Origin of the sequence: Sphingomonas sp. ABOLE, assembly GCF_003950455.1 — a bacterium.
Taxonomy (GTDB): Bacteria; Pseudomonadota; Alphaproteobacteria; order Sphingomonadales; family Sphingomonadaceae; genus Sphingomonas; species Sphingomonas trueperi.
This window is the reverse complement of record NZ_QQWY01000077.1, coordinates 1-6,461: the sequence shown is the minus strand read 5'-3', so window position 1 is coordinate 6,461 and position 6,461 is coordinate 1. Positions and strand designations below refer to the sequence as shown.

Below are 6,461 nucleotides of genomic sequence, written 5' to 3'. Positions count from 1 at the left end.
CCATATGGGCGCGGGCACCAAGGCCTATGCCTTCATCTGGGCGATGGCGGGCGAGAACCAGGATTATACCGACATGCAGGTGCTGGATATCTGCCAGCTGGCCTGACCCCTTAACTCCCCCTCCCGCGCGCGGGAGGGGGCTGGGGGGTGGGCCCCCGGCCTTCGCGCGCGATGCAATCCTTGGATAGCGGGGGCCCACCCCCCGACCCCCTCCCGCAGGGGGAGAGGGACATGCCATGACCAACCCCTTCGATCTCAGCGGCCGAGTGGCCGTCGTCACCGGCGCGAACACCGGCATCGGGCAGGCGATTGCCGTCGCGCTGGCGGCGGCGGGAGCGGATGTCGCCTGTGTCGGCCGCACACCTGCCGAGGAAACGGTAGCCAAGATCGTCGCGCTCGGCCGCCGGGCGCAGATCGTCTCCGCCGACCTGTCGACGATCGCGCCAATAGGGCAGGTGGTCGACGAGACACTCTCGCGGCTCGGGCGGCTGGATATCCTGGTCAACAATGCGGGCATCATCCGCCGCGCCGACGCCGTTGATTTCACCGAGGCGGACTGGGATGCGGTGATCGACACCAATCTCAAATCGGTGTTTTTCCTCAGCCAGGCAGCGGGGCGGCACATGATCGCGCAAGGCAAGGGGCGGATCATCAACATCGCGTCGATGCTCACCTTCCAGGGCGGCATTCGGGTGCCGAGCTATACCGCGTCCAAGGCGGGAGTCGGTGGGCTCACCAAGCTGCTCGCCAATGAATGGGCGCGACACGGGGTAACGGTCAACGCGATCGCACCGGGCTATATCGCTACCAACAACACCGCCGCGCTGCAGGCGGATGCGGCGCGCAACACCGCGATCCTCGACCGGATACCGGCGGCGCGTTGGGGGGCGCCGGAAGATCTCGGCGGCGCTGCGGTGTTCCTTGCCTCCGATGCGGCGGCCTATGTGCAGGGGCATATCCTTGCGGTCGACGGCGGATGGCTCGCGCGGTGAGCCAAGGCTGGACGCGGCGCGGCGCGCTCGGGGCGGGGGCGGCGCTGGTCGCCGCGGCGGCCGCGCGCGCAGCCCCGGACGGTGTGGTCCGCACTGCCGCGGGCGACTTCGTCGGTACCGGCTCCAGCGGGGTGCGAGCGTTTCGCGGCATCCGATATGGCACCGCCCCGCGCTTTCGCGCGCCTGTCGCCTTCGCCGCTCCGGGGCAGACGATCGCTGCCGACAAGTTCGGCCCGGTCTGCCCGCAGCGCGGTCCTTATGGCCCGCAGGACGAAGACTGCCTCTATCTCAACATCTGGACCACCGAAGCGGACAGCCGGGCGCGCAAGCCGGTGATGCTGTACGTCCATGGCGGCGCCTATTCGAACGGCAGCGTCACCGATCCGCTCAACGACGGCGAGGCGCTGGCCGCGCGGGGCGACGTGGTGGTGGTCACCGTCAACCACCGGCTCAATGCGCTCGGCTATCTCTATCTTGCGCGGCTAGATCCGCGCTTGCCCGATAGCGGCAATGCGGGGCAGCTGGACCTGATCCTGGCGCTGCGCTGGGTGCGCGCCAACATCGCCGCGTTCGGCGGCGACCCGCAGCGGGTGATGGTGTTCGGCCAGTCCGGGGGCGGGGCCAAGATCGCGACGATGCTGGGCATGCCGGCCGCGCAGGGGCTGTTCCACCGCGCCGCGACGATGAGCGGCCAGCAGGTGACCGCCTCGGGACCGCTCAATGCCACCGCGCGGGCGCGTGCCTATCTGGCGGCGCTGAAGCTTTCGGAGCGCGACCTTTCCCCGCTGCTCGATTTTCCGGTGGCGCGGCTCGTGGAAGCGCTCGACGCGACGGACCCGATCCTGGGCGGCGGCCTGTATTTCGGCCCGGTGCTCGACATGCGATGGCTGACCCGTCACCCCTTCTGGCCGGACGCAAACCCGCTGGGTAACGCGATCCCGATGATCCTCGGCAATGTTCGCGACGAGACCAGGGCGTTTCTCTCGCCGGATTCGGAGAAGGTGCGCGGACTCGACTGGGACAATCTCGCCGCGCGCATGGCGCCCGAGCTGAAGATCGACATCCTGCCCGAATGGGTAGTGGCGCAATATCGCGCGCACTTCCCCGACTGGTCGCCGACCGAGATCTTCTATGCCGCCACCACCGCGGGCCGCAGCTGGCGCGGTCAGGTGATCGAGGCCGAGGCGCGAGCCGCCGCCGGTGCGCCCACTTTCGTATATCAGGTCGACTTCACCTCGCGCACCGATCCGCGGCGCGGCGCCTTCCACACGATCGACATTCCGCTGGTGTTCGGGACCCTCGCCGCAAAAGGCTCGCAAACCGGCACGGCGGCCGACGCGCGGGCGGCCAGTGCGGCGATGCAGGAGCGCTTCGTCGCCTTCGCCCGGACCGGCGATCCCAATCCTCCGGGCATGCCGCGCTGGCCGCGCTACGACCTCGCGACCCGGGCGACGATGGTGTTCGACGCGCACAGCCATATCGAAAACGATCCGCGCCGCTGGCAGCGCGAACTGTTCTCCCGCGTCCCCTATATCCAGCCCGGTACCTGACCGGCGATCGCGGGAGGGAGCGACCGAGGGCCGACGTCATCGCGCCTCATGTCCGCGGCGCGATCCGTTCTCTCTGCGACGCTCCAAACCAGTGACGAAAAAGACCTTGTTCGCCGTGCGAAACGCCTGTTGACACCGGTTACCATCGCGCGCAGAAAAGGCATGGGGACAGCGGACGGAGACCCGTGGACCCCGGGGAGGATCGAGCAGACGCGCGGATATCGCGTGCAAGGGCCCTTCCCACGGATTGGACGACGGCAGCGACGCAGGCGCGCGCAGCCGCTTTCAGAACGGACCGTCCCGCGGGGACGAAGGGAGAGAGAGATGGCTGAGGGGTTCTCGGTGCCGGGACAGGCACGCATGCGGCACTTGCGGGGCGTTTCGGCGGGGGCGCTGATCCTGGCGCTGGCTGCGCCGATGGTAGCCGCGGCGCAGGTGGCGCCGGATGGCTCGCAGACGACGCCGTCGACCGGCATCGACGCCGGGCAGGCGGAAAATCAGGAAATCATCGTCACCGGCTTTCGCCGCTCGCTCGATGCGGCGCTGAACGTCAAACGCGATTCGGTGGCGGCGGTCGACGCGATCGTCGCGGAAGACATCGCCAAGTTCCCGGACCAGAATCTGGCGGAATCGCTGCAGCGCATCCCCGGCATCTCGATCCAGCGCGATGCCGGGGAGGGCAGGGCGATCACCGTGCGCGGTCTCGGCGCGCAGTTCACCCGGGTTCGCGTCAACGGCATGGAGACGGTGGCGACCTCGACCGATGGCGCCAGCGCGAACCGCGATCGCGCCTTCGATTTCAACGTGTTCGCGTCCGAGCTGTTCACCTCGATCGTCGTCCACAAGACGGCGGAAGCCTCGCTGGACGAGGGCTCGCTCGGCGCCGTGGTCGACCTCAACACCGGCAACCCGCTGGCCGGCAAGACCGGCCTCACCGCGGTTGGTTCGGCGCAGGCGAGCTACAATGATCTTTCCAAGAATGTGCGGCCGCGGCTTGCCGGCTTGCTCTCCTGGAAGAACGCCGCCGGCACCTTCGGCGCGTCGGTTTCGGCGGCGTACAGCAAGACCAACAATCTCGAGCTGGGCAACAACACGGTGCGCTGGGCGCAGGCGCGCTTCGACTCGGTGAACGGTACGCCCTGCTTCTACAACAGCGCGACCGGCACGACGCCGGTGCGCAACAGCGGCGGCACCTATCGCTCCAGCGCGGCTTGCAACGAGGCGGCGCTGGCCTTCCACCCGCGCATCCCGCGCTATGGCGAGGTGGGGCACGATCGCGAGCGGCTGGGCATCACCGGCAGCGTCCAGTTCGCGCCGACGGACCGCACCAAGATCTCGATCGACGGGCTCTATTCGCGCTTCAAGGAGACGCGCGAGGAGAAATGGGGCGAGGTGCTGCTGCGCTCGAACGAGCGCTCGATCGACCTGCTCAACCCGACCTATGACACCAAGGGCAACATGGTGTCGGCCACGCTCAACGATGCCTGGGTCCGCACCGAGCATTATCTGCGCAAGTCGCAGACGGAATTCTATCAGATCGGCGGCAGCTGGGACCAGGACGTCACCGACACGCTCCGCTTCACCCTGCTCGGCGGCATTTCGAAATCGGATGCGAGCATCCCGGTCGAGACCACCTTCGTCTTCGACAACCGCACCGCGCAGAACTACAGCTACGACTATTCCAACATGTGGCAGCCGAAGCTGACCTTCGGCACCAGCGTGACCGATCCGGCGAACTTCCAGCTGGCCGAGATCCGCGATCGCCCCTCGAACGTCACCAACAAGTTCCGCACCGCGCAATTGCGCACCGAATGGGACGTGACCGACGGGTTTCAGGTCAAGGCAGGCGGTGTCTATCGCCGCTTCTCCTTCGACTCCGTCGCCTATACCCGCGATGCCGTGGTGTGCCCGACCAAAGCCGCCGCCGCGCGCGACGCGGTGCTGGGCAACGTGACCTGCTCGGCATCGAGCCAGGTCTTCGCGCCGGGCGCCATCTATGGCTTCCCGGCAGCGGGGCTGGGCGAGACGTTCAACCTCGGCAATGCCGGCCAGCCGTCCGGCACGACCAGCACCTTCCTCATCCCCAATATCGACGCCTCGGCGAAATATACCGGCCTCTACGATCGCCCGCTGGCGATCGATCCGGGCAACATCCGCAACGTGGTCGAGGCTGCAAAGGGCGGCTATCTCGAATTCGACGTGAAGGGCGATCTGTTCGGGCTTCGCTACGCCGCCAATGCCGGCATGCGCTACGTGCGAACCGACCAGACCTCCACCGGTCTCAACAACGGCGTGGCGGTCACGGTGCGGCGCAACTATGACGACTGGCTGCCGGCGATCAACGTTGCGCTGTTCCCGACCGAGCAGGTGATCCTGCGCGGCGCCGTTTCCAAGGTGATGACCCGGCCGACGCTCGGCAATCTCACTCCCGGCGGCTCGGTCGACGGCTTCAACTATCGCATCAACTTCGGCAACCCGCAGCTCGATCCGTTCCGCGCGACCTCCTATGACATCGCCGCCGAATGGTATTTCGCGCCGCAATCGATCTTCTCGGTCGCGCTGTTCAAGAAGAATGTGGAGAGCTTCCCCGTTTCGGTGACCACCTCGGGCAGCTACGCTTCGACCGGCCTGCCGCTGTCGATCATCCCGCCAAGCTCGCCTGCAGCGTCGAACCCGGAGGGGCAGATCTGGCAGATCAGCACGATCACCAACGGGACCGGCGCGTCGCTGAAGGGCATGGAAGTCTCGTTCCAGACCGCCTTCCGCTTCCTGCCGGGCTTCCTCAAGAATTTCGGCATGATCGCCAACGCGACCTTCATCGATTCGGATGCGGCATATACGCAGAGCGGGCCGGCGATCGCACCCGGCGGCGCGCTGGTCGCGGTAACGCGGACCGAGACGCTCTACGGGCTGTCGAAGCGCGCCTATAACGGCACGCTTTACTATGAGGACCAGAAGTTCAGCGCGCGCGGTTCGGTGAGCTATCGCGGGCCGTATATCGATGGCGGCTCCGGCACCGGCAACATCTTCGAGGGGTATAACTCGTCGCTCAACGTCGATGCCTCGATCCGCTACAAGATCACGCCGAACGTCGAGGTGTCGCTGGAAGGCACGAACCTCACCGACGACTATCGCGATCGCTACACCGATCTCGATGCCAACCGGAACTATGAATATAACCACTTCGGTCGCACGATCCTGATCGGTGCGCGCTTTAAGATGTGAGCAGCGCGAAAGGGAAGGAGGCGATGGGTATCGATCGCAGACGGGCGCTGCTCGGAACGCTCGCCCTCGGCATCGGCGGGGCCGCTGCAGCGCAGACCTCGCCGCCTGCGGTGGCCGGCCAGCGGGTGCCGGGTCGCCCCGACCCGCGCGAGACGATCGACCTTTGGCCGGACGGTGCGCCGGGACTTCCCGCCGCGCCGCCGGTCGAGACGGTCGACGAGCGGAGCAAGGATCTGCAGCTTGCCGACCGTGCCGTCCATGGGGTCACCCACCCGAGGCTCGTCGTGTTCCGGCCGGAGCGGCCCAACGGTACGGCGGTGCTCATCTTTCCCGGCGGCGGCTATCGCTGGGTGGTGGTCGACAAGGAAGGCTATGAGACGGGCCGCTGGCTGGCGGCGCGCGGCTATACCGCCTTCGTCTTGTTCTACCGGCTGCCGGGCGAGGGCTGGGGCGCGGGCCCGGACGTGGCGCTTTCGGATGCGCAGCGGGCGATACGGGTGCTCCGATCGCGCGCCGGGCAATATGGCATCCGGCCCGACAGGATGGTCGCGATGGGCTTCTCGGCGGGCGGTCATCTTTGCGGCGATCTCGCGACCCGCTTCGATGCCCCCACCTATGCCGCGATCGATGCGGCGGACCGCCTCTCTGCGCGCCCCGACGGCGCGGCGCTGCTCTATGCGGTCCAGTCGATGAC

At 67.4% G+C, this 6,461-nt stretch carries 4 protein-coding genes and 1 pseudogene; all 5 read left to right on the top strand.

The genetic code is table 11. The annotated features are described in order from the left end of the window. A pseudogene (locus CA234_RS25105) lies at window positions 1–106 on the top strand (5-dehydro-4-deoxy-D-glucuronate isomerase); the annotation flags it as partial. 130 nt (window positions 107–236) lie between these two features. Then, window positions 237–992: a 2-dehydro-3-deoxy-D-gluconate 5-dehydrogenase KduD gene (gene kduD, locus CA234_RS23660; RefSeq protein WP_125978386.1), complete on the top strand. Its 756-nt coding sequence runs from the start codon at window positions 237–239 to the stop codon at window positions 990–992. Continuing rightward, window positions 977–2,542 carry a carboxylesterase family protein gene (locus CA234_RS23655; RefSeq protein ID WP_126002909.1) on the top strand — a complete coding sequence of 522 codons (1,566 nt, stop codon included), beginning with the start codon at window positions 977–979 and terminating at the stop codon, window positions 2,540–2,542. The genes kduD and CA234_RS23655 overlap by 16 nt, the downstream gene beginning before the upstream one ends. A 324-nt stretch (window positions 2,543–2,866) precedes the next feature. After that, entirely contained in the window at window positions 2,867–5,767 is a 2,901-nt protein-coding gene (locus CA234_RS23650; RefSeq protein WP_126002908.1) for a TonB-dependent receptor, read from the top strand. A gap of 23 nt (window positions 5,768–5,790) precedes the next feature. Continuing rightward, window positions 5,791–6,461, top strand: a 671-nt coding sequence (locus CA234_RS23645) for an alpha/beta hydrolase (RefSeq protein WP_164521930.1), incomplete at its 3' end; no start/stop codon positions are given.

Excerpts from the sequence above, each read along its gene's own strand:
- kduD (WP_125978386.1), top strand. The coding sequence starts at position 237 with ATGACCAACCCCTTCGATCTCAGCGGCCGAGTGGCCGTCGTCACCGGC.
- CA234_RS23655 (WP_126002909.1), top strand. The coding sequence starts at position 977 with ATGGCTCGCGCGGTGAGCCAAGGCTGGACGCGGCGCGGCGCGCTCGGG.
- CA234_RS23650 (WP_126002908.1), top strand. The coding sequence starts at position 2,867 with ATGGCTGAGGGGTTCTCGGTGCCGGGACAGGCACGCATGCGGCACTTG.